Source organism: Serratia sp. Je.1.23.a, assembly GCF_051129805.1.
Taxonomy (GTDB): domain Bacteria; phylum Pseudomonadota; class Gammaproteobacteria; order Enterobacterales; family Enterobacteriaceae; genus Serratia; species Serratia liquefaciens.
Genome location: NZ_JBCPSR010000002.1, coordinates 665,487 through 690,544, shown reverse-complemented (window position 1 = coordinate 690,544; position 25,058 = coordinate 665,487). Strand labels below are relative to the sequence as shown.

Here is a 25,058-nt window from a genome sequence, read left to right as displayed (position 1 = left end):
GTTATCAGTATCATCTGTAAAGTACTTTGTTGAGAATTTTTCTCATTACCACACTGTCATTGTGCAATTACCACTCAGGGAAGGGGTCGGCCATCTCGTGCCAGTAATCCACCCCGGCGGCCATTTCCTCATCGTTTAGCAGGCAAGCGTCCAGCAAACGCGTTATTTTGGCCTGCTGCAAATGCTGGCCGATGAACACCAACTCCTGGCGCATGTCACCGAAGGGCTCCACCCATTTCTCCATAATCTGCGCCCTCGTCTCTTCATCTTCCGGCCATCTATCTTGCGCTATTGCGCGCCAGAAGGTGCCTGCCAACCCATAATGAGCAATCCCTCCCGCCTGGCTCCACTGCCCGGCCTGACGCGGGCGCGTCGCCAGCCAAAAGAACCCTTTGGAACGCAGTAGCTTGCCACCGCCCCAGTCACCGTTGATCACCCGGTAGAATTTGTCCGGTGCAAAGGGACGGCGCGCCTGATAAACAAAGCTGCTGATCCCGTAGTTTTCAGTTTCGGGCAGGTGCTCGCCGCGTAGCTCCTTCAACCAGCCCGGCGCCTGCTGCGCTTTGTCGAAGCTGAAACTGTTGGTGTTCAATACCGCCTCCAGCGGCAATTTGCCTGGCGATACGGGCAGAATACGGGCATCCGGATTCAAACTGGTCAGCAGCGCCATCACTTCTCCCTGCTGTTCTGGCGTCAGCAGGTCGGTTTTGCTTACCAGCATCACGTCACAGAACTCAATCTGTTCGATCAACAGATCCGCAACGCTGCGCAGATCGTCTTCTCCCAGGCTTTGACCGGCCTCCTGCAGCGTCTGCGCCTGCTGGTACTGCTGGATAAAATTAACCCCGTCCACCACGGTGACCAAGGTATCCAGCCTTGCAAATTGCGACAGGCTTTCCCCCTGTTCGTCCTCAAAGGTAAAGGTTTCCGCCACCGGCAAAGGTTCGGAAATGCCGCTGGATTCGATCAGCAGGTAATCGAAGCGCCCGGCCTGCGCCAGTTCGCGTACCGAAATCAGCAGATCTTCGCGCAGCGTGCAGCAGATGCAGCCATTGCTCATTTCCACCAATTTTTCCTGCTGGCGATCGAGCTGGACTTCGTTCTCGACCAGCGCAGCGTCAATGTTGACTTCGCTCATGTCGTTGACGATAACCGCCACGCGCATGCCCTGACGATTGTTCAAAATATGGTTCAATACCGTCGTTTTACCGGCGCCGAGAAAGCCGGAAAGCACGGTTACGGGTAATGGATTCATGGAATTCCTCACTCAAAACTCATTGCGTAATGCCTGGTAACCGCGCACCAGTTCAACGTTGGTGGCGGTGACTTCTTCAGAAAATTGCAGTGCGCCGCGATCGACCTGCCGGTAAAGCGACAGATCGCTGTCGGCGCCGACCCGCTCGGTTGACGGGATATACAGGTTCTGCGGCAACGTCACGCCATCCACCACCGCGTTGTAGCGCACCACGCAGCCGGAACCGATGTGACAGTTGAACAACACGCTGTTGAAACCGATAAACACCCGGTCTTCGATGCAGCACGGCCCATGGACAATGGCGCGATGGGCGATGGAGCTGAAGCGGCCGATGGTAACCGCCGCGCCGCTTTTCGAGTGGATCACCACGCCATCCTGAATATTGGAATGAGAGCCGATCACGATCGGTTCCATGTCTCCGGCCGCATTGAGTTCGTCGGCACGGATCACCGCGTACGGCCCAACGTAGACAAAATCCTCGATAATCACCCGGCCGCAGATTATCGCGGTAGGATCGATATAGGCCTGCGGTGAGACCTGCGGCAGGTGTCCACTGGGGTTTTTACGCAGCATCCTGATCCTCCCGCCAGCTCAACTCCGCCACGGCATTGTGGGCATGCAGGCTTTCCTGATGTTCGACCCGCAGTGAAAAGGCGCGGTGGCTGCACTGGCTGCGCAGCATTCGGTACAGGCGGCGAGCGGCATCTTCGCAGAACATCAGGTTCTGGCCGTTAGCCAGGGCAAACGCCTGCTCGTCACTGCGTTTCACCAGCGTCTGCAACGGCGTGCCGAGCGCGTGTTCGATGCGATCTATCAGGTTGACCACCGGCAATGCCGTTTCGCGCTCATTGAGCGTCACCGTCACCCAGGCCCAGCTACGCTGACTGTGAGGCGTCCCCGGCATGCCGTGATCGCCCAGCCAGTCGATGACCTGCTGCTGGTCGACCTTTTGCGCCGAATGTTCGAAATCAAACTGAAACTGCTGCTGCGCCAGTTGACGACTGAGCGCCGCCGAACTCGGACAAGTGGACGAATAGGGCACGCCCACCGTCAGCGTCAGGGTGAGTGCGCTTGCCAGCGAGGCACTAATTTCCAGCGGGTAGGCTTTCCAGCCCCGGTGTGGCGAAAGCAGCGCCGGACGCGACAACAGCAGCTCACCGCTGATGTGCAGGCTGGCGCGGTCGCTGTTTTCCGGCTGCGATGCCAAAAAAGCGTGCAGTTGATCGGCAATGCGTTGCGGCGTCAGTTCGCCCTGGGTTAACTCATCCAGCGCCAGATACAGCCGCGACATGTGTATACCCCGCGCACCTTGGCTGCCGGCGCGCAAATTGATCCCGGCGTTGACCCTTGCGATCAACGGCTTTCCAGCCAACTCCAGCGGCAACGCTATCCCTTGCATCCCGACCCAATCGAGCCCGACATCACTCATTGCGCCCTGCCAGGCCTGCGCGTCCGGCAGCGGCTGGCGTGGTGGAAGTGCAACCTTGTTCATACATCCCCTTGCTGTTATCAGTACATTGCCAGGGAACGGTAACATGATTTTGTTATGTTATAACATATCAATTGTAACTTTTTTGTCTGAAGTGCCGAATTGTTCAATCAAGTAGCAGAAAACTCAGCCATTTTGCTCAATGGATTGGGCTGTTCGCCAGAGTGCGATACACTAATGCTATTGCTTATTAACCCATGAAGCCTCTATGCGTGGTTTACCCCTTTGGATATTGTCACTGAGCTGCCTTGCCGGCAGCGCTCTGGCCTCCACACCCCCTGCGCCCACCGCGGCATCGCCATTGCCGGACATCCGCCAAAGCGGCTTTGTCTATTGCGTCAGCGGCATACTGAACACCTTCAACCCGCAGATGGCCAGCAGCGGCCTGACGGTCGATACCCTGGCCGCACAGCTTTATGACCGCTTGCTGGACGTCGATCCGTACACCTACCGGCTGATCCCCGAATTGGCGCAAAGCTGGGAAGTGCTGGATAACGGGGCCACTTACCGGTTTCACCTGCGCAAAGACGTGCCGTTCCAGACTACCGACTGGTTCAAACCGACCCGCAAGCTGAATGCCGACGACGTGGTCTTCAGCTTCGAGCGCGTGTTTAACCAGAAGCACCCCTACCATGACGTCAACGGCGGCGAGTACCCTTATTTCGACAGTTTGCAATTTGGCGACTCGGTGCAAAGCGTGAAGAAGCTGGACGAGTACACGGTGGAAATCCGCCTGCAGGCGCCGGACGCCTCATTCTTGTGGCACATCGCCACCCACTATGCGCCGGTATTGTCGGCAGAATACGCAGACGATCTGACGCGTGAAGGCCGTCAGGAGATGATTGACCGCGAACCGGTCGGTACCGGGCCGTTCATGCTCAATGAATATCGCTCAGGGCAATATATCCGCCTGGCGCGCAACGATGTTTACTGGAAAGGTAAACCGCGTATGCCGCAGGTGGTGATCGATCTGGGCGCCGGCGGTACCGGACGGCTATCGAAATTGCTGACCGGTGAGTGCGACGTGCTGGCCTATCCCGCCGCCAGCCAGCTTTCAATTCTGCGCGATGACCCGCGCCTGCGGCTGACGCTGCGCCCTGGCATGAACATCGCCTATCTGGCGTTTAACACCCGCAAACCGCCGCTGGACGATTTGAACGTCCGTCAGGCGATTTCGCTGGCGATCAACAACCAGCGTCTGATGCAGTCGATTTACTATGGCACCGCGGAAACCGCCGCCTCCATCTTGCCGCGCGCCTCCTGGGCCTACGACAATGAAGCGCACGTTACCGAATTCAATCCGGCCAAATCGCGCGAAATGCTCAAGCAAGCGGGTATTGAGTCGCTGAACCTGCGCCTGTGGGTACCGACCGCCTCGCAATCCTACAACCCCAGTCCGTTAAAAACCGCCGAGCTGATCCAGGCCGATTTGGCTCAGGTCGGCATTAACGTGACCATAGTGCCGGTCGAAGGCCGTTTCCAGGAGGCGCGGCTGATGGAGATGAATCACGATCTGACCCTCACCGGCTGGGCCACCGACAGTAACGACCCGGACAGCTTCTTCCGGCCCCTGCTGAGCTGCGCGGCAATCCGTTCGCAAACCAACTATGCTCACTGGTGTGACCCGGCGTTTGACGAAGTGCTGCAAAATGCCCTGCTGTCACAACAGCTGGCGCAGCGCATCGAAAACTATCAGAAGGCGCAGAAAATTCTTGAGCAGCAGTTGCCGGTGTTGCCGCTGGCGTCGTCATTGCGCCTGCAGGCCTATCGTTACGACATCAAAGGACTGGTACTGAGCCCGTTCGGCAATGCGTCCTTTGCCGGGGTGTACCGTGAGTCTGCGGAGGGGCCGAAAAAGTGATTATCTTTACCTTACGCCGTTTCTTGCTGCTGCTGATCACCTTGTTCTTCCTGACATTGGTCAGCTTTAGCCTCAGCTATTTCACACCGCGGGCACCGCTGAACGGCGCTGCCCTGCTGGATGCCTACCAGTTTTACTTTGTCAGCCTGCTGCACTGGGATTTTGGCGTCTCCAGCATTAATGGCCAGGCAATCAGCGAACAGCTGCGCGAAGTGTTTCCTGCCACTATGGAGCTGTGCCTGCTCGCCTTCACTCTGGCGCTGTTTATCGGCATTCCTCTGGGCATTATTGCCGGCGTGATGCGAGGCAAATGGCAGGACACCGCTATCAGCACCTTTGCGCTGTTGGGCTTTTCGATGCCGGTTTTCTGGCTGGCGCTGCTGCTGATGCTGTTTTTCTCGCTGCACCTTGGCTGGCTGCCGGTCTCTGGACGTTTCGATCTGCTGTATCAGGTCAAGCCCATCACCGGCTTTGCCCTGATTGACGCCTGGTTGTCCGATTCACCCTACCGCACGGAAATGATCGGCAGCGCGCTGCGCCATATGATTTTGCCGATTACCGCACTGGCGGTAGCGCCCACCACCGAGGTGGTGCGTTTGATGCGTATCAGCACCGACGACGTGCTCAATCAGAACTACATCAAAGCCGCCGCAACCCGCGGCTTATCCCGTTTCACCATTATCCGCCGCCACGTGCTGCACAATGCGTTGCCGCCTATCGTGCCCAAGCTGGGGTTGCAGTTTTCCACCATGCTGACGCTGGCGATGATCACCGAAGTGGTGTTCAGTTGGCCGGGCCTCGGGCGTTGGATGATCAATGCCATTCGCCAACAGGATTATGCGGCGATCTCCGCCGGCGTTATGGTGGTCGGCACGCTGGTGATCACCATTAACGTCCTGGCCGATATTTTAGGCGCTGCCACCAACCCACTGAAACATAAGGAATGGTATGCCCTTAGATAACGTATACCGCGAAAAGAAAATGCCGAGCCCGCTGCTGTATACCTGGCGGATTTTTTACGGCGATGCGCTGGCGATGATCGGCTTCTACGGCGTGATAGCGCTGCTGCTGCTTTCCGTGTTCGGCAGCCTGCTGGCCCCTTATGCGCTCGATCAACAGTTCCTGGGTTATCAACTGTTGCCGCCTTCCTGGTCACGTTACGGCAACGTTTCCTTCTTCCTGGGCACCGACGATCTCGGCCGCGACATTCTCAGCCGCCTGCTGACCGGCACCGCCGCCACCTTCGGTTCCGCATTGCTGGTTACCGTTGCCGCCGCCTTTGTCGGGGTGATCCTCGGGGTGTTTGCCGGGGTAACCCGCGGCCTGCGCTCGGCGGTGCTCAATCACATTCTCGACACCCTGCTCTCCATCCCTTCGCTGCTGCTGGCGATCGTGGTGGTGGCGTTCCTTGGGCCAAAACTCGAGCACGCCATGCTGGCCGTCTGGCTGGCGCTGCTGCCTCGCATGGTGCGCACTATCTACAGCGCAGTGCATGACGAGTTGGAAAAAGAATATGTGGTGGCGGTGCGTCTCGATGGCGCGTCAACCTTGCAAATACTGTGGTACGCCGTGATGCCCAACATTGTGGCGGTGCTGGTGACGGAGTTCACCCGAGCGCTGTCGATGGCGATCCTGGACATTGCCGCCCTCGGCTTCCTCGATCTTGGCGCACAGCTGCCGTCCCCTGAATGGGGCGCTATGCTCGGCGATTCGCTGGAGCTGGTGTATGTCGCCCCCTGGACGGTGATGCTGCCCGGCGCGGCAATCCTGGTCAGCGTGTTGCTGGTTAACCTGTTGGGCGACGGTATGCGCCGCGCAATCAATACGGGGGTGGAATAATGCCATTACTTGATATCCGCAACCTGACGATTGAATTTATGACCGCCGAAGGCCCGGTAAAGGCAGTCGATCGCGTCAGCATGACCCTGAGTGAGGGGGAAGTCCGCGGCCTGGTGGGCGAGTCCGGTTCCGGTAAAAGCCTGATCGCCAAAGCGATCTGTGGCGTCACCAAAGACAACTGGCGCGTCACCGCCGACCGTTTCCGTTTCGATGATATCGACCTGTTGCAGCTAACACCGCGTGAACGACGCAAGCTGGTCGGGCATAACGTGTCGATGATTTTCCAGGAGCCACAATCCTGTCTGGATCCTTCCGAAAGCATCGGCCGTCAGCTGGTGCAGGCCATTCCGGGTTGGACCTACAAAGGCCGCTGGTGGCAGCGCTTTAACTGGCGCAAACGCCGCGCCATAGAGCTGCTGCACCGGGTGGGCATCAAGGATCACAAAGACATCATGGGCAGCTTTCCTTATGAGCTGACCGACGGTGAGTGCCAGAAAGTGATGATCGCCATCGCCCTGGCCAATCAGCCGCGCCTGCTGATCGCCGATGAACCGACCAACGCCATGGAACCGACCACTCAGGCGCAGATTTTCCGTCTGCTGGCGCGTTTGAATCAAAACAACAACACCACCATTTTGCTGATCAGCCACGATCTGCAAATGATGAGCAAATGGGCCGATCGGGTCAACGTGTTGTACTGCGGGCAGACGGTAGAAAGCGCTCAGTGCGAAGACCTGCTGGCCGCACCGCACCACCCTTACACTCAGGCGCTGATCCGCGCAATGCCGGACTTTGGCCGCGCATTGCCGCATAAAAGCCGCCTCAATACCCTGCCGGGAGCCATTCCGTCGCTGGAGCATTTGCCGATAGGTTGTCGGCTGGGGCCGCGCTGCCCCTATGCGCAGAAGAAATGCATTGAGACACCTCGCCTGCGTCCGGTGAAAAACCACCTGTTCGCCTGTCACTTCCCGCTGAACATGGAGGAGCAATAACATGGAAACGCTGTTGGAAGTGCGCAATCTGAGCAAAACCTACCGTTACCGCACCGGGCTGTTTCGCCGCCAGCATGTGGAAGCGGTCAAATCGGTCAGCTTTACCCTGCGTGAACGGCAAACGCTGGCGATCATCGGTGAAAACGGCTCTGGCAAGTCCACCCTGGCCAAGATGCTGTCCGGCATGGTCGAGCCCTCAGCCGGAGAACTGCTGATTGACGACCATCGGCTTAACTATGGCGATTATCGTTACCGCAGCCAGCGTATCCGCATGATATTTCAGGATCCGAGCACCTCGCTCAATCCTCGTCAGCGTATCGGCCAGCTATTGGACGCCCCGCTGCGGCTCAATACCGAAATGGCCGCCCCTGAACGTGAGCAACAGATCAACCGAACCCTGCGTCAGGTGGGGATGCTGCCGGATCACGCCAATTATTACCCGCATATGCTGGCGTCCGGCCAGAAACAGCGGGTGGCTTTGGCCCGCGCCTTGATCCTGCAACCGAAGGTGATCGTAGCCGATGAGGCGCTGGCCTCGCTGGATATGTCGATGCGTTCGCAAATCATCAACCTGATGCTGGAACTGCAGGAGAAACACGGTATTTCCTATATTTATGTGACTCAACACCTGGGCATGATGAAACACATCAGCGATCAGGTGATGGTGATGCATGAAGGGGAAATCGTCGAACGCGGCAGTACGGCCGAGGTATTGGCTTCACCGCTGCATGAGCTGACCAAACGCCTGATTGCCAGCCACTTTGGCGAGGCGCTTACCGCAGACGCCTGGCGACGTGACGGCGGCAGATTCTGATCGTCAAATCATAAAGAGAACCCGCCTTAAAGCGGGTTCAGACTGCAGATATCCGTGAAAGGCTGAACCGGTAGGGGTCGAACATGTTCGACCCGATTTAACTCATTGATTATGCCATTGGGCGCAGCTTGCAGCGCCCCTACAGAAAAACAACAGAGCACTTCGTCAACGGTCTCAACCCGCCTTAAAGCGGGTTTTTTATCGCCCCGATTCAGTGAGCGCTTAGCCAAAAACCGCAAATACAAATTACAATCTTGCTATATATCATTATATTTTATTCCATTCAGTTATTGATTAGTCCTTAACATTATTTTATCTCGCCAATCGAATCGGTGAGGATATCCCCTACGTTGAGCTTATTAAACGACAGGATATCGCACTGATGAACAGCCATCGCAATCGCCGACTCTCGCAGTTTCTACTCGCTTTAGCCGCAGGTTTCTCTGTTTATGGTCACGCGCTGTGTTGTGATGACCAAGGCTGATCCTGTCATTCCGTGTCCCTCTGCGGGCATGTTGCCATTTTGTCTTGCCGCCGTTGCCTGCCGCACCGGGGGCTGTTGCTCATGATTAAGGATCATCCCCTATGGAACTACTACGTCGACAACATAATGCCCAGTGGTATCACGAAACCCAAAGCAGCGTGCGCGGTGAGCAGCCGTTGGAGCCGCAGGCGGCCGGCATCCGCGATCGATTTTTGCTGGGGCTGGGCGCTTTTGCCGACGAAGCGCTGAACACCGCGCTGACTGCACGCGCCGGGGTATTTAACGCCTCCCTGGCCGGATATCACGTGCTGTTTCCCGATCGGGTCGAATTGTCACGCACAGTGACATTGTCACCTTATGATCGCCTCAGCACCGCATTAACCGTGGCACAGGTGACCGGCGTTCAGTCTCTTTGTAGCCACTACGCCGCCCGCCTCGCCCCCTTGTACAGCCCCGACGCCTCACGTGAAAGTAATATCCGCCTGGCCCAAATCACCCAGTATGCCCGCCAGCTCGCCAGTCAACCGACGTTGATTTGCAGCAAGGCGTTGCAGCAGCTGAGCGACGTCGGGTTAAGCCCATCGGATATCGTGACCTTTTCGCAGATTATCGGTTTTGTTAGCTACCAGGCACGCGTGGTCGCCGGCGTGGCTGCCTTGGCCGGGCGGCCAACGGGAGTGGTGCCCGGTTTCCCGAACATCGCTGACGCCGAAGGCATTGTGTTCACCGAGGAAGAACTGGCATGGCAAGCGCGTCTTCCCGTGGTGGTGCCGGAAGAGGCCCGTGCCGAACAGCTCGACGTGCTGGATCAAAGCCATCCCGACGCTCGCAGCGAATCCTATTATCTGTTGCTGGCCCACGATGCGCCCGCGCTGCGTGAACGCAATGGCGTGTTCAACAGTATCAATGCCGACGGTTATGGCCTGTCGGCGCGGCTCAAAGCGCTGGCGACGCTGGCAGTTTCCCGCATTAACGGCAGCCGCTACTGCGCAGCGACCGTCGCACAGGATATTCAACAGGAAGAACTGGTCGGCGCCCTGTTCAATAGCATTGAACAGGGGCTGGAGAGTACCAATGACCCGGTTAACCAGGCTGTGATCCGCGTAGCAACCGACCTGACCCGCACGCCTGAAAAGTTCACGCCGCGCAGCGTGCAGCCGCTGTTTATCAGTGGGTTGAATCAGGCTCAGGCGCTGGACGTGATCCTCACCGGCGCGCTGTATGCCTGGGAGAACCGCCTGCGTCAAACGCTCGGCGACACCCAACTTCTCAGTGAAAACCTGGCGTAATCGCTAGCGCAGCAACCAACCTCGCGCGGCATCAAAGAAATGCTGCGCCAACGGCGATGCGCGTCCCGGCTCGGCGACCACGACCGCAGCATGACGTGACATCGCCGCAATCGCTATCGGTCGGTGTTGCAACTCCGGCATCATTGCCGGTAACAGGTTGCCATGCGGGAAAAGCCCACAGCCCAGACCGACGAAAATGCCCTGCAACAGTTGGAATATTGAGGTGGTTTCCATTCGAACGTGCAGCGTCAGTCCGGCTTCACGGAAGTTTTGATCAAGATAACGGCGGAAGTAACGCGTAGGCTCAGCCAGGCACAGCGGCAGCGTGGCTACATCCTCCAGCGTCAGGGGGGTATCTCCTACCAAATCAGGAAAATGCTGCGGGTGGAAAACCAGCTCGACCCCGGCGTCCGCCAATGGCTGGGACTGAAAGTGCAGCTCTTGCAGCGTGGAAAGCTCGAAGAAACCAATGCCGACATCTACGGTATGTGCCGTCAACGCCTCCAGCAACTGATCGGCACTCAGCACCGCTACCCGATAATCCAACTGAGGGTAACGCTCACTGACGTCCTTTAACATTTGCGCCAGCGAGATGCTGCATTGCGGTACCACACCGATGCGCAACGTGCCGTTAAGCCCGTGTTTAAGCGACTCGACCTCCAGCTTCAGCCCCTGATAAACCGACACGATCTCACGCGCCCACGACAGCACCCGCTCGCCTTCGGCAGTAAAACCTTCGAAGTTGTTACCGCGGTTGATTAAGGATACGCCCAGCTCTTTTTCCAAATTTTTCAGCCGCATAGACAATGTCGGCTGACTGACAAAGCTGGCCTCAGCCGCACGGCCGAAGTGGCGCTCGCGTTCGAGATTACACAGGTAGATCAGTTGCTTAATATCCATAAAACGGCTCAATAAGTCATGACTGACCTGAGTATACCATCGCTGTAGGGTTTCGGGCGCAGCTGGCTACGCCCGGAGGGGTCAAATCTTCAGTTTTACGTAGTCCATCAATCGTGAGAACGCGCCGCCTTGCTGGACCGGTTGCAATGCCACCAGCGGCAAGGTTTTGAGCAGCTTGCCGTTATCGCTGATACGGATTTCGCCAATCGTCTGCCCTTGGGTCAACGGGGCATCCAGGCGCGGAACGCTGACCACATACTGCGCCTTCAGTTTGTCGGCTTCACTTTTCGGCAGGCTGAGATATTCCTCTTTTGCACTGCCCACCGCGACCTCATGACGGTCGCCATACCACACTTTTTCCTGCCCCAGATTTTGCCCGGCGCTGAACAGATGCACGGTGGTGAAATCACGCAGGCCCCAGGTCAGCAATTTGCGCGCCTGCTCTTCACGCCCTTTCGAACTTTTACCGCCCATCACCACCGCAATCAGCCGCCGGTCTCCTTCGGTAGCAGAGGCAATAATGTTAAAGCCGGCCGAGGCGGTATGGCCGGTTTTCAACCCGTCGACGTGCAGGTTTTTATCCCACAGCAGCCCATTGCGATTTTGCTGGGTGATGCCGTTCCAGGTCAGCGATTTCTCGCTGTACATGTGATACTCCGCCGGTTCGCTCATGATGATAGCGCGTGAAATCACTGCCAAATCGCCTGCCGTAGTGAATTGCCCCGGCGCATCCAGCCCATGCACGGTTTCGAAATGGGTATTCTGCAGGCCAAGCTGGGCACTCTTTTCATTCATCAACTTAACGAATGCCGCCTGGCTACCTGCCACATAATCCGCCATCGCGACACAGGCATCGTTGCCCGAATCAATGATGATACCGCGGCTGAGATCGCGAACCGTGACCCTGTCACCTGGCTTTAAGAACATCAATGATGATCCCTTAAACACCGGGTTGCCCTGCGCCCAGGCGTCATTGCCCACCGTCACCACGTCATCCAGGCCAATTTTGTGCTGATCGAGCGCGTGATCAATCACCAATCCGGTCATCAGCTTCGTCAGGCTGGCTGGGTTGCGGCGCTGATCTGCGTTTGCCTGCGCCAACACCTGTCCGGTGGTGTAATCCATCAATACGTAAGAGGCGGCGTCTATCGCCGGCGGTGTGTTTTGCGCAATACTGGAGGAAACATCTGCTGCCTGTACCGCCAGCGGCACTAACATGCCGGCGATCATCACCCATACTGAACGCTTCAATCACTGTTCCTCAGGCCCTGCGGGCTAAATAAAATGCCAATATAATCCGTGATATAGACTGCATTAATTATCGGGAAAGCGGAATCGTTACTCTTTTTCAGCAGGTGTCATAATGCAACGATTTGTTTGCCCGGTACCGCTACGCGATAAATCTGCTCTATGCCGCCATTGTCCCATTCGATTAGACGCTCACACCGCCCCAACCTAAACTTGTGACATAAACACTGAAAGCGCTTAAAAAAGCGTTCACTTATTAGCTACATCACCTGCGAAGAACAATATGAAATTTAAACCGTCAATAAAGCCGTATACCGGCGCGGCGGGCGGCTGGGGTTCACTCGAAGCCACTACCCGCTATGTGCTCGACAGTAAACAGACGCTGCAAAACCTGCGTAACCTGATGCGCGTGAACAAGGCTCGCGGCTTCGACTGCCCAGGTTGTGCCTGGGGCGACGACAACCACAGCACCTTCAGTTTCTGCGAAAACGGCGCCAAGGCGGTCAGTTGGGAAGCCACGCGTAACGCGGTCGAGCCGGAGTTTTTCGCGGCTCACAGCGTCAGCACCCTGCTGCAGCAAAGTGATTATTTCCTGGAATACCAGGGCCGTCTCACCCACCCCATGCGCTATAACGCCGAAACAGACCACTACCAGCCGATCAGTTGGCCGGACGCGCTGGCGTTAATCGCCCAGCATATTAACCAGATGGATAACCCGAACCAGATCGAGTTGTATACTTCGGGCCGCGCCAGCAATGAAGCTTCTTATCTGTATCAATTGTTTGGTCGTATGCTCGGCACCAGCAATTTCCCTGACTGCTCCAATATGTGCCACGAAGCCAGCGGCGTGGGCCTGAAACAAAGTATCGGCGTAGGGAAAGGCACCATTCGCATGGACGACTTTGAAAAAGCCGATGCCATCTTCGTGTTTGGTCAGAATCCCGGCACCAACCACCCGCGCATGCTGCATAGCCTGAAAAATGCCGCCAACCGCGGTGCGCGCATCGTCAGTTTTAACACCCTGCGCGAACGTGGCCTCGAGCGTTTTGCCGATCCGCAAAGCCCGATTCAAATGCTGACGCCCAAGTCGTCGCCGATCAGTTCATCCTATTACCAACCCAATCTCGGCGGGGATATGGCGGCCGTGCGCGGCATGGTGAAAGCGCTGCTGGAAAGTCATCGTGAGCGCCTGGCGGCCGGTGAACCCGGCCTGTTCGATCAGGCATTCATCAGTCAACACAGCGTCGGCGTCGAGGCGTATCTTGCGCAGGTCGATGCTACGACCTGGCAACAAATCACCCAGCAGTCCGGCCTCAGCGAGGAACAATTGCGTCAGGCGGCGGCGATTTATCAGGGTGCCGAACGCGTGATCTGCACCTGGGCGATGGGCGTCACCCAGCATAAGCATTCTGTGCCAACGGTACGTGAGATCACCAACCTGCAGCTGCTGTTCGGTCAGTTGGGTAAACCGGGCGCCGGCCTGTGTCCGGTACGCGGCCACAGCAACGTGCAAGGCAACCGTACCATGGGCATTGATGAGAAGTCCCCCAAGGCACTGCTCGACAGCCTGGAGCAGCACTTTAACTTCTCGCCGCGACGCGAACCGGGCCATAACACCGTAGAGGCCATTGAGGCGATGCTGCGCGGTGAGGTTAAGGTCTTGCTGGCTTTGGGCGGCAATCTGGCCGCGGCTGCGCCGGACACCGAACGCACTGCCCGCGCCCTGCGCCGTTGTGATCTGACGGTGCATATCAGCACCAAGCTCAACCGCAGTCATCTGGTCACCGGCAAAGACGCGCTGATCCTGCCGACCCTGGGCCGTACCGAACAGGATATGCAGGCCAGCGGCCCACAGTACATTACGGTTGAAGACTCCTTCAGCATGGTGCATGCGTCGGAAGGCGTCGGTAAACCACTGGCGGAGACCCAGCGTTCTGAAACCGCCATCGTGTGCGGCATCGCCGATGCGGTGTTGGGCAACCAGCAGCTCGACTGGCTGGAGCTGGCAGACGATTATTCGTTGATCCGCGACCATATCGCCGCCACCATTCCCGGTTTCGAAGATTTCAACCGGCGCTGCGACCAGCCCGGTGGTTTCTACCTGGGTAACGCCGCCGCAGAACTGCGCTTTGACACCCCAAGCGGCAAGGCCGAATTTAGCGCTGCGCCTCTGCCAACCAGCCTGTTCCCGCAGTTGGATGGCCGACAGGCGCCCTTCACGCTGCAAACACTGCGTTCGCACGATCAGTACAACACCACTATCTACGGACTGGATGACCGTTACCGCGGCGTCTACGGCCAACGAGAGGTGCTGTTTATACATCCTGAAGATCTGGCGGCGTTGGATATGCAAGACGGTGAGCTGGTAGAGATTGAAACGCTGTGGAATGACGGCATTACACGTAAGGTCAGTGGCTTCAAACTGGTAAGCTACGATATCCCACGCGGTAATCTGGCGGCTTACTACCCAGAGACTAACCCGTTGGTTCCGTTGGCCAGCTTTGGTGACGGCACCGGCACGCCAACGTCGAAGTCGATACCGGTGGCGATCCGCCGTTGTGTGGCGCAACCGACGCTGCGTATTGCCTGAATGGATGCGCCCGGTTCACGCCGGGTGCATTAACAGATCGAGCGCCGTCTGCAACTCGTCAGAGAGCTGATGGCGGCGCCACACGAAGTACAAATTGCTGACCCCTTCCGCCCCCATTTCCACCACTTTTAACGCATGCTCAGGCAAGATCATCGGCAGCAAAGACCCCGGAACACAGGCGACGCCACAACCCGCTTTTACGCAGGCTGCCATCGCCGTGTACGACTCCATCTCCAGCGTCATCCGCGGCTTTAGCTGGCGTGAGGCCAACCAGCGATCGATTTTCAGGCGGAAAGAGCACTCGCGGCTGAAGGTATAAAACTCTAACTGCGCAAGGGTTGTGGCGTCCAACTGCGGCACCGAGGCCGGCATCAACAGCACCAGGCGCTCATCAAACGCCGCGCGACTGGCCAGCAGCGGGTGCTCTATCGGCCCGTCGGTCAACGCCAGATCGATCTCGCTGTCAATCAGCATTCGCTCCAGCACCAGCGAGTCTCGGCTCAGCACGTTGACCTGCATGTGGGGTTGGCTGCGGCGCAAGTGAGCGATGCGTGACGGCAGATGACTGATCAGAGAAAAATCCAGCGCCCCCAGATTCAGCAGGCCCTGCGGTTGCCGACCGACGAACAATTGTTGGCTGCGGTCTGCCAGCGTCAGGATGTCGACGGCCTGTTGATAGAACAGTCGGCCTTTCGGCGTGACATAGAGTCGGTTTTTATCGCGAAAAAACAACTCGCCGCCAAGTGAGTCTTCTAACTCTTTGATGCGCAACGTGACGTTGGAGGGGACACAGTGCAATTCCCGCGCGGCGGCGGCAATGGTTTTATACTCCACCACGGCGCAGAAAAATCTAAGCTGACTCAGCTTCATGATTCATTCACTTTTAGTTAGTGTTTTGGTTAGAAACAATCACTTTAGATTAGCATTTATTTGCCCTAAAGTCGTATCGACAACCTAAGAGGGATCCCTATGCCACTGAATGATTTACTGAACCTGCCGGGCGTAACCGCGCAGCCGGAAACCGTCACCGACGGCTACGTGTTCAATCACACCATGATCCGCGTGAAGGACTTAACCCAAGCGCTGGACTTTTATACCCGCGTGCTGGGCTTTACCCCGGTGTATCTGGAAACCTTCAATGAAGCCGCGTTTACCATTTGCTACCTGACCCGCAGCCCGCGCGACCAGATCCCACAGGATGACGATGCCCGTAAACGCTGGGTCCTGAGTCAACCGGGTATTTTGGAGCTCACCCATAACCACGGCACCGAGCAGCAGGCCGATTTTCATTACCACAACGGCAACAGTGAGCCGCGTGGCTTTGGCCACCTCTGTGTGACGGTGCCTGACGTGCACGCTGCCTGCGAGCGTTTTGAGCGCCTTGGCGTGAACTTCCAGAAACGTCTGCATGAAGGTCGCATGAATTACGTGGCCTTTATCAAGGATCCCGACGACTACTGGATTGAAATCCTGCAGCCTACGCCGCTACAGAACTGATTTACTCCCCGTTTCCCCCCGGCGTTTCGAGCCGGGGTTTTCTTCCCGCCTTTTGAACGCCCAATATTCCATAAAATCGCGCCCAAACGCGGGAAAACCGTGACGTTTGGCTTGCCCGCAGCGGGTGATTCGCGTAAAACTGTCAGCCGCAAATCTTGCCACTCACAACCCATTCACTGGACGATATGTTTCAAGATAACCCGCTGCTGGCGCAGCTTAAACAGCAACTTCACTCTCAGACCCCGCGCGTTGAAGGCGTAGTAAAAGGGACTGAGAAAGGCTTTGGCTTTCTTGAGGTCGACGGTCAAAAAAGCTATTTCATTCCGCCACCGTACATGAAGAAAGTCATGCACGGGGACCGAGTGACCGCAACCCTGCATACCGAGAAAGAACGTGAAATCGCCGAGCCGGAAACCCTGATCGAGCCCTTCCTGTCGCGCTTTGTCGGCCGTGTGCAAAAGCGTGATGACCGTCTGTCCATCGTACCCGATCATCCGTTGCTGAAAGACGCGATCCCTTGCCGTCCGGTGCGTGAACTGAAACATAACTTCCAGGCCGGTGACTGGGCGGTAGCGGAAATGTGCCGCCACCCGCTGAAAGGCGATCGTGGCTTCAATGCCGACCTGACCCAATTTATTACCGACGGCGAAGATCACCTGGCGCCGTGGTGGGTCACGCTGGCCCGTCACAGCCTGGAAAAAGAAGCGCCGGAGATGATCGCGATCGATGAGCCGGATGCTTCCGTGCCGCGTGAAGATCTGACCGCTCTGAATTTTGTCACCATCGACAGCGCCAGCACCGAAGATATGGACGATGCGCTGTTTGTGCAGGACAACGGCGACGGCTCGCTGCAATTGACCATCGCCATTGCCGATCCGACCGCCTACGTCGCGCAAGGCAGCGCGCTGGATGAAATCGCCCGCAAGCGCGCCTTTACCAACTACCTGCCAGGTTTCAACATCCCTATGTTGCCGCGCGATCTGTCAGACAACCTGTGTTCACTACGTCCGAACCAACGCCGTCCGGTGCTGGCTTGCCGCGTGACCATCGGTGCAGACGGCGCATTGGGTGACGATATTCGCTTCTTCGGCGCCGAGATCGAATCAAAAGCCAAACTGGTTTATGACGAAGTCTCCGACTGGCTGGAAGGCATTGCCGGCTGGCAGCCGCCGAGCGATGAAATCGCACAGCAAATCACCCTGCTCAAGCGCGTGTGCGATGCACGTAACGCCTGGCGCCACCAGCATGCTCTGGTATTCAAAGATCGCCCAGACTACCGCTTTGTGCTGGGTGAAAAAGGCGAAGTGCTAGAGATCATCACCGAGCAGCGCCGCACCGCCAACCGCATCGTTGAAGAGTGCATGATTGCTTCCAACGTCTGCGCCGCCATTGTGCTGCGCGACCGTCTGGGCTTTGGCATTTACAACGTGCACACCGGTTTCGATCCACTGTTGGTTGAGCAAGCCGTAACCGTGCTGCAAGCCAACGGCGTTGAGGCCGAAGCCGAGAAGCTGCTGACGCTGGAAGGTTTCTGCGAACTGCGTCGTCACCTGGATTCGCAACCGACCCAGTTCCTCGACAGCCGTATTCGCCGTTCTCAGACGTATGCCGAAATCAGCACTACGCCGGGGCCACACTTCGGTCTGGGCCTGGAGGCTTACGCCACCTGGACCTCTCCGATCCGTAAATACGGTGATATGGTCAACCACCGCTTGCTGAAAGCCGTTATCACCGGGCAGTCCGCAGAGAAACCGCTGGACGAAGTGACAATCCAACTGGCCGAACGTCGTCGTCTGAACCGGATGGCGGAACGTGACGTCGGCGATTGGCTCTACGCGCGTTACCTCAAGGATAAAGCAGGCACTGATGAACGCTTCAACGCGGAAATCATCGACGTAACCCGCGGCGGCCTGCGCGTTCGTCTGCTGGACAATGGCGCAGTGGCCTTTATCCCGGCGCCCTTCATTCACGCGGTACGTGATGAAATGGTATGCAGCCAGGATACCGGCACGGTGCAGATCAAAGGCGAAGTCGTTTATCGCCAGGGGGATACCCTGCAGGTCACCATCGCCGAAGTGCGTATGGAAACCCGCAGCGTGATCGCCAGACCGGCGGCTTAACCCGCAACATAAACGTTATGCCAGACAAACACCGGACGGGTCTCCCTCCGGTGTTTTTTTATTCCCAGCAACATCCTCATCACTTTGTTTTTACGCTATTACTCAACCGGCTTCACATTTCTCATCCGACCTGCTTCTCTTCGCCTGCAAAACTCCTACTTTTAATTTGTAGCCATTCTCCCTAAGAACACTTCTTTCTTTTTTTCTGCACACCAAGGAGTTGTTGAACATGAAAAACGTCAAGTCCGGGATCATCTGGCTGGTGGTGGCGTTGGTCGGTGCATTCGCCTTCGCCATGCTGGCGCTAAGCCGCGGTGAACACGTCAATGCGGTTTGGCTGGTGGTAGCGGCGGTCGCCTGTTACAGCATCGCTTACCGCTTCTACAGCCTGTTTATCGCCAAAAAAGTCTTTGAGCTCGACGACCGCCGCATGACCCCGGCCGAACGTCGCAACGACGGGTTGGACTATGTCCCCACCAACAAATGGGTGTTGTTTGGCCACCACTTTGCCGCCATCGCCGGGGCCGGGCCGCTGGTTGGCCCTATTCTGGCAGCGCAAATGGGCTTTCTGCCCGGCACTATCTGGATCCTGGTCGGGGTAATGCTGGCCGGCGCCGTGCAGGACTTCCTGATCCTGTTCATCTCTACCCGTCGTGACGGTCGTTCGCTGGGTGAAATGGCCAAGCAGGAACTGGGTGCCTTCGCCGGTGTGATCACCATGCTGGGCGCGCTGGGGGTGATGATTATCATTCTGTCCGCGCTGGCGCTGGTGGTGGTTAAAGCCCTGGCCGACAGCCCCTGGGGCTTGTTCACCATCGCTGCAACCATCCCAATCGCCCTGTTTATGGGCGTGTATATGCGTTTTATCCGGCCGGGTAAAATCGCTGAAATCTCGGTGATCGGTTTCGCGCTGATGCTGCTGGCGATCATCTACGGCGGCAACGTGGCACAAGACCCCTACTGGGGCCCGTTCTTTACGCTGCACGGCACCACGCTGACCTGGGTGTTGGTGATTTACGGCTTTGTCGCTTCGGTGTTGCCGGTGTGGCTGCTGTTGGCACCGCGTGACTATTTGTCCACCTTTATGAAGATTGGCGTCATTATCGGTTTGGCTGTAGGTATCGTCTTCGCCATGCCGGAAATGAAAATGCCGGCGGTATCGCGCTTTATCGACGGCAGCGGCCCGGTGTTCGCCGGCTCGCTGTTCCCGTTCCTGTTTATCACCATCGCCTGTGGTTCGATTTCCGGTTTCCATGCGCTGGTCTCCAGCGGTACCACGCCAAAGCTGGTGGAGCGCGAGAGCCATATTCGCTTTATCGGCTACGGCGCCATGTTGATGGAGTCCTTCGTGGCTATCATGGCGTTGATTTGTGCGTCGGTGATCGACCCAGGCGTTTACTTCGCCATGAACTCGCCGGCGGCGCTGATCGGCACCACGGTGGAAAATGCCTCTCAGGTGATTAACAGCTGGGGCTTTATGATCACCCCGGAAACCCTGACAATGATTGCCAAGGACGTCGGGGAGCACTCCATCCTGTCGCGCGCCGGCGGCGCCCCGACCTTCGCCGTGGGCATGGCACACATCATTACCGAGGTGTTTAACAGCCGCGCAATGATGGCCTTCTGGTACCACTTCGCCATTCTGTTCGAGGCGCTGTTTATTCTGACCGCCGTCGATGCCGGGACCCGTGCCTGTCGCTTTATGGTGCAGGATCTGGTCGGTGTGGCGATCCCAAGGTTAGCTAACAACCGTTCTTGGTTCGGTAATCTGGCGGGAACCACCGTGGCCGTCGCTGGCTGGGGCTTCTTTGTCTATCAGGGGGTGGTCGATCCGCTCGGCGGCATCAATACGCTGTGGCCGCTGTTCGGTATCGGCAACCAGATGCTGGCTTCGATGGCGCTGATCCTCGGTACCGTGGTGCTGTTCAAAATGAAAAAACAGCGCTATGCCTGGGTGACCATTTTGCCGACCGTCTGGTTGTTTATTACCTCAATGACCGCCGGCTGGCAGAAAATATTCCACGAGAAACCGAGCATCGGCTTCCTGGCGCAGGCGAAGAAATTCTCTGCCGGTATTGAACAAGGCACGCTGATCGCACCGGCCAAGACGCTGAAGGATATGGAGACCATCGTTTTCAGTAACCAGATTAACGCCGCACTGTGCGCTTTCTTTATGCTGGTGGCGGTAACCATGCTGGTCTCCGCCTTCTTTGTGATCCGTCGTGCGCTGAATGCCAGCCAGCCCACGGCGCAGGAGTCGCCGATCGTCCTGCGTGAAAATGTATAAATTCAGTTGGTTATAATCAGGGCGCTGCGGCGCCCTCAGACTGCTGACAAACCTGCGTAAAGGCTAAACCGGTAGGGGTCGAACATGTTCGACCCGATTTAACCATTGATTATGCTATTGGGCACAGCATGCAGCGCCCCTACCATTAAACAACAGAGCACTTTGTCAACGGGCGCCCTTTTCTTTGCTTATGCGGTTCTCAGTTCAGCAGATTAGTGCCGAACGCCCCCTGCCAATCTTGCTCGAATTTCTCTACCGCGGCCTGAACCGCCGGTGCCGCGAGGAACTGCTCAGCCACGTCGACCGGCAGAGTGATGGCCTGACAACCCGCCAGCAAGCATTCCAGCGCCTGACGCGGCGTTTTGAAACTGGCCGCCAGCACCCGGGCTCCCGGCGCGTGCAGCGTCAGCAATTGCTGCAGCTCGTGAACCATTTCAATGCCGTCACCGCCCTGCGCGTCCAGGCGGTTCACGTATGGGGCCACATACTCAGCTCCCGCCAGCGCCGCCAGCAGTCCCTGACCCGCACCATAAACCGCCGTCCCCAGCGTAGGAATCGACATCGACTTCAGTTTTTTAATCGCTGCCAGGCCTTCTGTGGTCGCCGGTACCTTAACCACCAGCCCAGGCACTCGCTGATGAAGCAACGCCGCTTCCGCCACCATGCGCTCGGCGTCGTTAGCCATCACCTGAGCAAAGAGTTTGCCGGTGCCCCCCAGCGCATCGCGCAGCGCCGGTAACACTTCCCAAATCGGTTTTCCCTCTTTGGCAACAATGCTCGGATTGGTGGTCACACCGTGCAAAGGCAGGATGCGCGCCAGTCGTTTTACTGCGTTCACATCGGCGGTATCGAGATAAAGCTCCATTACGGACTCCTGAATCTTTTGTGGACGAATTCAAACTCTCATCATAGTAGGAACATGCAACGCATTTATATTTGATCGAAATCAAATCAACTTTCATTCGAAACAACTTTAATGAAAAAAGAAAAGCAACCGAATGACAGGTGACTCGTGATCTTCAATCTGCAGCGCTATTCCACCCATGATGGTCCAGGCATCCGCAGCGTAGTGTTCCTGAAGGGCTGCTCGTTGGGCTGTCTCTGGTGCCAGAATCCGGAAAGCCGCTCGCGAAAAGCGGATTTGCTGTTCGATCCGCGTTTATGCCTCAGCGGCTGTACCCTGTGCGCCGAAGGCCATCCTCAGGCGATTCAACGAATCGACGACAACCTGCTGATCCATCGCGAGTTACTCAGCCACGAAGAGTATGCCGCATTAGCCGCCCGTTGCCCAACCGACGCACTCAGCCTGTGCGGCAGCGCAGTAAATATCGACGATATCATGACCGAGGTGCTGCGCGATCGGCCTTTTTATCTGCGCACCGGTGGCGGCCTGACACTCTCCGGCGGTGAATCCTTTATGCAGCCTGCCGTGGCGGCAGAACTGCTGAAGCGCGGCCGTGAGGCCGGCATTCATACCGCGGTAGAGTCTTGCCTGCATACGCCCTGGTCACACATAGCACCTTCGCTGCCTTGGCTCGATCTGATGCTGGCGGATTTGAAACACGTCGATGAAAAACGTTTCAAGCAGTGGACCGGCGGCTCCGCCAAACGGGTAATGGAAAACTTCCGCCGCCTGGCCGCGCACGGTACCCGAACGACCGTGCGCGTCCCGCTGATCCCCGACTTTAACGCCGATCGCCGCTCAATTCGCGCGATTGTCGATTTCGCCGCCGATGAGGCCGGCGTTACAGAGATTCATTTCTTGCCGTACCACACGTTGGGTATCAACAAATATAACCTGCTCGGCGAGCCTTATCACGCGGCCCGCACCCCACTAGATGCCCCTGAACTGCTGGCCTATGCCGAACAGTACGCCGAGGCCAAAGGGCTGACTGCCATTTTGCGAGGATAACACCATGACTAAGCTGGATCTGACCACCCTGTCCGAACGCACCCAGGCTCACAAGAACGCGCTGATCCATATCGTCAAACCGCCGGTTTGCACCGAACGCGCCCAGCACTACACCGAAGCCTATCAGCAGCATCAGGACAAACCCTTGCCGGTTCGTCGGGCACTGGCATTGGCTAACCATTTGGCTAAGCGAACTTTGCGAATCGATAACGACGAGTTGATTATCGGCAACCAGGCCAGCGAATTACGCGCTGCGCCGATTTTCCCCGAATATACCGTCAGTTGGATCGAAGACGAGATTGACCAACTGGCCGACCGTCCGGGCGCCGGTTTCTCAGTCAGCGAAGAGAACAAGGCCATTTTGCATCGGCTATGCCCGTGGTGGCGCGGCCAGACGGTGCAAGATCGCTGCTACGGCATGTTTACCGACGAACAAAAGGCCCTGCTAGCCACCGGTATCATCAAGGCTGAAGGCAATATGACCTCAGGGGATGCCCATCTCGCGGTGAATTTCCCATTACTGTTGGAAAAAGGCCTCGACGGGCTGCGCGAGAAAGTCGATGAACGTCGCAGTCGTATCCGGCTTACCGACTGGGAAGAGTTACATCAGGAGCAATTCCTTAAGGCAATCGATCTGACCCTGGAAGCGCTGAGCGCGCATATCTTGCGCTTTGCCCAGTTGGCGCGCGACATGGCGCAGACGGAAAACCGTTTGTGGCGGCGTGAAGAGCTGCTGGCCATCGCGGAAAACTGTGAGCTGATTGCCCATCGGCCACCACAAACCTTCTGGCAGGCCCTGCAACTGTGCTACTTCATTCAACTGACGCTACAGATTGAATCCAACGGCCATTCGGTGTCCTTTGGCCGCCTCGACCAATATCTCTACCCCTGGTACCGTCGTGACGTAGAGTTGGAACAGACGTTGCCACGCGAGCGTGCGATTGAAATGCTGCACAGTTGTTGGTTGAAGCTGTTGGAGATCAACAAGATCCGTTCCGGTTCTCACTCCAAAGCCTCGGCAGGTAGTCCGCTGTATCAGAACGTCACTATTGGCGGACAGCAACTGATCAACGGCAAACCCTGCGATGCGGTTAACCCCTTGTCCTATGCCATTTTGGAGTCCTGCGGGCGCTTACGCTCCACCCAGCCTAATCTCAGCGTGCGTTACCATGCAGAAATGAGTAACGACTTCCTCGACGCCTGCGTGCAAGTGATCCGCTGTGGGTTCGGCATGCCGGCCTTCAACAACGATGAAATCGTTATCCCTGAGTTTATCAAACTGGGCGTGGAGCCGCAGGATGCCTATGACTACGCGGCGATCGGCTGTATCGAAACCGCCGTGGGCGGGAAATGGGGTTACCGCTGCACCGGCATGAGCTTTATCAACTTCGCTCGTGTCATGCTGGCGGCACTGGAACAAGGGCGCGATGCGACCTCCGGCAAAGTTTTCCTGCCACAAGCAGAGGCGCTCTCGAAGGAAAACTTCGCCGACTTTGAGCAGGTGCTGGGTGCCTGGGACAACCAGATCCGCTATTACACGCGTAAGTCGATTGAAATTGAATGCGTGGTCGATACCGTATTAGAAGAGAACGCTCACGATATCCTCTGCTCAGCGCTGGTGGATGACTGCATCGAACGCGGCAAAAGTATCAAGCAAGGTGGCGCAAAATACGATTGGGTTTCTGGTCTGCAGGTCGGCATAGCCAACCTGGGCAACAGCCTGGCGGCGGTGCGCAAGCTGGTCTTCGAACAAGGGGTTATTGGCCAACGGCAATTGGCGGCAGCGCTGGAAAATGACTTCGACGGATTGAGCGGCGAACAATTACGCCAGCGTCTGCTCAACGCCGCTCCAAAATACGGTAACGACGAGGATGAGGTCGATCAACTGCTGGTGCGTGCTTATCAGACTTATATCGACGAACTGAAGCAGTACCATAACACCCGCTTTGGTCGTGGCCCGATAGGCGGCACCTACTACGCCGGAACGTCGTCTATTTCGGCTAATGTGCCGTTTGGCGCGGCTACCCTGGCCACGCCAGACGGCCGTAAAGCGCATACGCCGTTGGCGGAGGGAGCCAGCCCGGCCTCCGGTACCGATCATCTGGGACCGACCGCCGTGTTCAATTCGCTGTCCAAACTGCCCACCGCTTCTATCCTCGGCGGCGTGTTGCTGAATCAGAAACTGAACCCGGCGACGTTGGAGGATCCGCGGGACCGAGAAAAACTGATGTTAATGCTGCGCACCTTCTTTGAGGACTATCAGGGTTGGCACGTGCAATACAACATCGTGTCGCGGGAAACGCTGCTGAAAGCGAAGCAACATCCTGACCAATATCGTGATTTAGTGGTCCGCGTTGCTGGATATTCCGCTTTCTTTACCGCATTATCCCCTGACGCGCAGGATGATATTATTGCGCGAACAGAACATACTATTTAAACAATAAATATTAGCGGCCGCACATTGGTGGCCGCACATCAGGT

Annotated in this window: 19 protein-coding genes; 12 read left to right on the top strand and 7 right to left on the bottom strand. The window is 57.1% G+C overall.

Annotated elements, in window-relative coordinates; all coding sequences use genetic code 11:
• Nucleotides 1–67: 67 nt before the first annotated feature.
• From zigA to folE2, 3 genes are read right to left on the bottom strand one after another with little or no spacing between them, the layout of a single operon-like run.
• Nucleotides 68–1,255 carry a zinc metallochaperone GTPase ZigA gene (gene zigA, locus AAZT04_RS11050; protein ID WP_434680027.1) on the bottom strand — a complete coding sequence of 396 codons (1,188 nt, stop codon included), beginning with the start codon at nucleotides 1,253–1,255 and terminating at the stop codon, nucleotides 68–70.
• Nucleotides 1,256–1,267: 12 nt separating this feature from the next.
• Nucleotides 1,268–1,828 (bottom strand): carbonate dehydratase, encoded by a 561-nt coding sequence (locus tag AAZT04_RS11045; protein WP_434680025.1) that lies wholly within the window; start codon nucleotides 1,826–1,828, stop codon nucleotides 1,268–1,270.
• Nucleotides 1,818–2,747 (bottom strand): GTP cyclohydrolase FolE2, encoded by a 930-nt coding sequence (folE2, locus tag AAZT04_RS11040; RefSeq protein WP_434680023.1) that lies wholly within the window; start codon nucleotides 2,745–2,747, stop codon nucleotides 1,818–1,820. The genes AAZT04_RS11045 and folE2 overlap by 11 nt, the downstream gene beginning before the upstream one ends.
• A gap of 205 nt (nucleotides 2,748–2,952) precedes the next feature.
• Here folE2 and sapA point away from each other — a divergent pair, with 205 nt between their 5' ends.
• From sapA to AAZT04_RS11010, 6 genes are all read left to right on the top strand, one after another.
• A complete protein-coding gene (sapA, locus tag AAZT04_RS11035) occupies nucleotides 2,953–4,605 on the top strand; it encodes an ABC transporter substrate-binding protein SapA (protein ID WP_262032929.1) in 1,653 nt (550 codons plus the stop codon).
• Nucleotides 4,602–5,567, top strand: coding sequence for a putrescine export ABC transporter permease SapB (sapB, locus tag AAZT04_RS11030; RefSeq protein WP_046373407.1), 966 nt, complete (start codon nucleotides 4,602–4,604; stop codon nucleotides 5,565–5,567). The genes sapA and sapB overlap by 4 nt, the downstream gene beginning before the upstream one ends.
• Nucleotides 5,554–6,444, top strand: coding sequence for a putrescine export ABC transporter permease SapC (sapC, locus tag AAZT04_RS11025; protein WP_020827106.1), 891 nt, complete (start codon nucleotides 5,554–5,556; stop codon nucleotides 6,442–6,444). The genes sapB and sapC overlap by 14 nt, the downstream gene beginning before the upstream one ends.
• Nucleotides 6,444–7,436 carry a putrescine export ABC transporter ATP-binding protein SapD gene (gene sapD, locus AAZT04_RS11020; RefSeq protein WP_020827107.1) on the top strand — a complete coding sequence of 331 codons (993 nt, stop codon included), beginning with the start codon at nucleotides 6,444–6,446 and terminating at the stop codon, nucleotides 7,434–7,436. Before sapC ends, sapD begins: the two co-directional genes overlap by 1 nt.
• A 1-nt stretch (nucleotide 7,437) precedes the next feature.
• Nucleotides 7,438–8,250, top strand: coding sequence for a putrescine export ABC transporter ATP-binding protein SapF (gene sapF / locus AAZT04_RS11015; protein WP_020827108.1), 813 nt, complete (start codon nucleotides 7,438–7,440; stop codon nucleotides 8,248–8,250).
• Between the two features lie 585 nt (nucleotides 8,251–8,835).
• Nucleotides 8,836–10,023 carry a CMD domain-containing protein gene (locus AAZT04_RS11010; RefSeq protein ID WP_046373406.1) on the top strand — a complete coding sequence of 396 codons (1,188 nt, stop codon included), beginning with the start codon at nucleotides 8,836–8,838 and terminating at the stop codon, nucleotides 10,021–10,023.
• 3 nt (nucleotides 10,024–10,026) lie between these two features.
• On the opposite strand, the gene AAZT04_RS11005 is transcribed toward AAZT04_RS11010, so the two are convergent.
• Together AAZT04_RS11005 and dacD are read right to left on the bottom strand one after the other, a co-directional pair.
• On the bottom strand, nucleotides 10,027–10,923 hold the full coding sequence (locus AAZT04_RS11005) for a LysR family transcriptional regulator (protein WP_046373405.1): 897 nt from the start codon (nucleotides 10,921–10,923) through the stop codon (nucleotides 10,027–10,029).
• Between the two features lie 81 nt (nucleotides 10,924–11,004).
• A complete protein-coding gene (gene dacD, locus AAZT04_RS11000; protein WP_048758691.1) occupies nucleotides 11,005–12,174 on the bottom strand; it encodes a serine-type D-Ala-D-Ala carboxypeptidase DacD in 1,170 nt (389 codons plus the stop codon).
• A gap of 280 nt (nucleotides 12,175–12,454) precedes the next feature.
• On the opposite strand from dacD, the gene AAZT04_RS10995 reads away from it, so the two are divergent.
• The gene (locus tag AAZT04_RS10995) at nucleotides 12,455–14,761 is read left to right on the top strand and encodes an FdhF/YdeP family oxidoreductase (protein ID WP_129982770.1); all 2,307 of its coding nucleotides are present in this window, start codon (nucleotides 12,455–12,457) and stop codon (nucleotides 14,759–14,761) included.
• 15 nt (nucleotides 14,762–14,776) lie between these two features.
• Here AAZT04_RS10995 and AAZT04_RS10990 read toward each other — a convergent pair whose 3' ends face one another.
• Nucleotides 14,777–15,631 (bottom strand): LysR family transcriptional regulator, encoded by an 855-nt coding sequence (locus AAZT04_RS10990; RefSeq protein WP_129982769.1) that lies wholly within the window; start codon nucleotides 15,629–15,631, stop codon nucleotides 14,777–14,779.
• 99 nt (nucleotides 15,632–15,730) lie between these two features.
• Between AAZT04_RS10990 and gloA the strand changes: the two genes are divergently transcribed.
• The 3 genes from gloA (at nucleotide 15,731) to AAZT04_RS10975 (ending at nucleotide 20,665) form a co-directional block, all read left to right on the top strand.
• Complete coding sequence (gene gloA / locus AAZT04_RS10985; RefSeq protein ID WP_020827114.1) at nucleotides 15,731–16,258, top strand: lactoylglutathione lyase; 528 nt, start codon at nucleotides 15,731–15,733, stop codon at nucleotides 16,256–16,258.
• Between the two features lie 185 nt (nucleotides 16,259–16,443).
• A complete protein-coding gene (locus AAZT04_RS10980; RefSeq protein WP_046373401.1) occupies nucleotides 16,444–18,378 on the top strand; it encodes an exoribonuclease II in 1,935 nt (644 codons plus the stop codon).
• 229 nt (nucleotides 18,379–18,607) lie between these two features.
• Nucleotides 18,608–20,665 carry a carbon starvation CstA family protein gene (locus AAZT04_RS10975; RefSeq protein ID WP_046373400.1) on the top strand — a complete coding sequence of 686 codons (2,058 nt, stop codon included), beginning with the start codon at nucleotides 18,608–18,610 and terminating at the stop codon, nucleotides 20,663–20,665.
• 199 nt (nucleotides 20,666–20,864) lie between these two features.
• Here the strand turns inward: AAZT04_RS10975 and fsa are convergent, their stop codons facing one another.
• Nucleotides 20,865–21,530, bottom strand: a complete 666-nt coding sequence (gene fsa, locus AAZT04_RS10970; RefSeq protein WP_048758681.1) for a fructose-6-phosphate aldolase — start codon at nucleotides 21,528–21,530, stop codon at nucleotides 20,865–20,867.
• A 147-nt stretch (nucleotides 21,531–21,677) separates the two neighbouring features.
• Between fsa and AAZT04_RS10965 the strand changes: the two genes are divergently transcribed.
• Together AAZT04_RS10965 and AAZT04_RS10960 are read left to right on the top strand one after the other, a co-directional pair.
• A complete protein-coding gene (locus AAZT04_RS10965) occupies nucleotides 21,678–22,577 on the top strand; it encodes a glycyl-radical enzyme activating protein (protein ID WP_434680015.1) in 900 nt (299 codons plus the stop codon).
• A gap of 4 nt (nucleotides 22,578–22,581) precedes the next feature.
• Nucleotides 22,582–25,014, top strand: coding sequence for a formate C-acetyltransferase/glycerol dehydratase family glycyl radical enzyme (locus AAZT04_RS10960; protein ID WP_434680013.1), 2,433 nt, complete (start codon nucleotides 22,582–22,584; stop codon nucleotides 25,012–25,014).
• The last annotated feature ends 44 nt before the right edge of the window (nucleotides 25,015–25,058 follow it).

Bases quoted from the DNA above. Each gene is read 5' to 3' on its own strand.
- zigA (WP_434680027.1), bottom strand. From the start codon at position 1,255: ATGAATCCATTACCCGTAACCGTGCTTTCCGGCTTTCTCGGCGCCGGT.
- AAZT04_RS11045 (WP_434680025.1), bottom strand. From the start codon at position 1,828: ATGCTGCGTAAAAACCCCAGTGGACACCTGCCGCAGGTCTCACCGCAG.
- folE2 (WP_434680023.1), bottom strand. From the start codon at position 2,747: ATGAACAAGGTTGCACTTCCACCACGCCAGCCGCTGCCGGACGCGCAG.
- sapA (WP_262032929.1), top strand. From the start codon at position 2,953: ATGCGTGGTTTACCCCTTTGGATATTGTCACTGAGCTGCCTTGCCGGC.
- sapC (WP_020827106.1), top strand. From the start codon at position 5,554: ATGCCCTTAGATAACGTATACCGCGAAAAGAAAATGCCGAGCCCGCTG.
- sapD (WP_020827107.1), top strand. From the start codon at position 6,444: ATGCCATTACTTGATATCCGCAACCTGACGATTGAATTTATGACCGCC.
- sapF (WP_020827108.1), top strand. From the start codon at position 7,438: ATGGAAACGCTGTTGGAAGTGCGCAATCTGAGCAAAACCTACCGTTAC.
- AAZT04_RS11010 (WP_046373406.1), top strand. From the start codon at position 8,836: ATGGAACTACTACGTCGACAACATAATGCCCAGTGGTATCACGAAACC.
- AAZT04_RS11005 (WP_046373405.1), bottom strand. From the start codon at position 10,923: ATGGATATTAAGCAACTGATCTACCTGTGTAATCTCGAACGCGAGCGC.
- AAZT04_RS10995 (WP_129982770.1), top strand. From the start codon at position 12,455: ATGAAATTTAAACCGTCAATAAAGCCGTATACCGGCGCGGCGGGCGGC.
- AAZT04_RS10990 (WP_129982769.1), bottom strand. From the start codon at position 15,631: ATGAAGCTGAGTCAGCTTAGATTTTTCTGCGCCGTGGTGGAGTATAAA.
- gloA (WP_020827114.1), top strand. From the start codon at position 15,731: ATGCCACTGAATGATTTACTGAACCTGCCGGGCGTAACCGCGCAGCCG.
- AAZT04_RS10980 (WP_046373401.1), top strand. From the start codon at position 16,444: ATGTTTCAAGATAACCCGCTGCTGGCGCAGCTTAAACAGCAACTTCAC.
- AAZT04_RS10975 (WP_046373400.1), top strand. From the start codon at position 18,608: ATGAAAAACGTCAAGTCCGGGATCATCTGGCTGGTGGTGGCGTTGGTC.
- fsa (WP_048758681.1), bottom strand. From the start codon at position 21,530: ATGGAGCTTTATCTCGATACCGCCGATGTGAACGCAGTAAAACGACTG.
- AAZT04_RS10960 (WP_434680013.1), top strand. From the start codon at position 22,582: ATGACTAAGCTGGATCTGACCACCCTGTCCGAACGCACCCAGGCTCAC.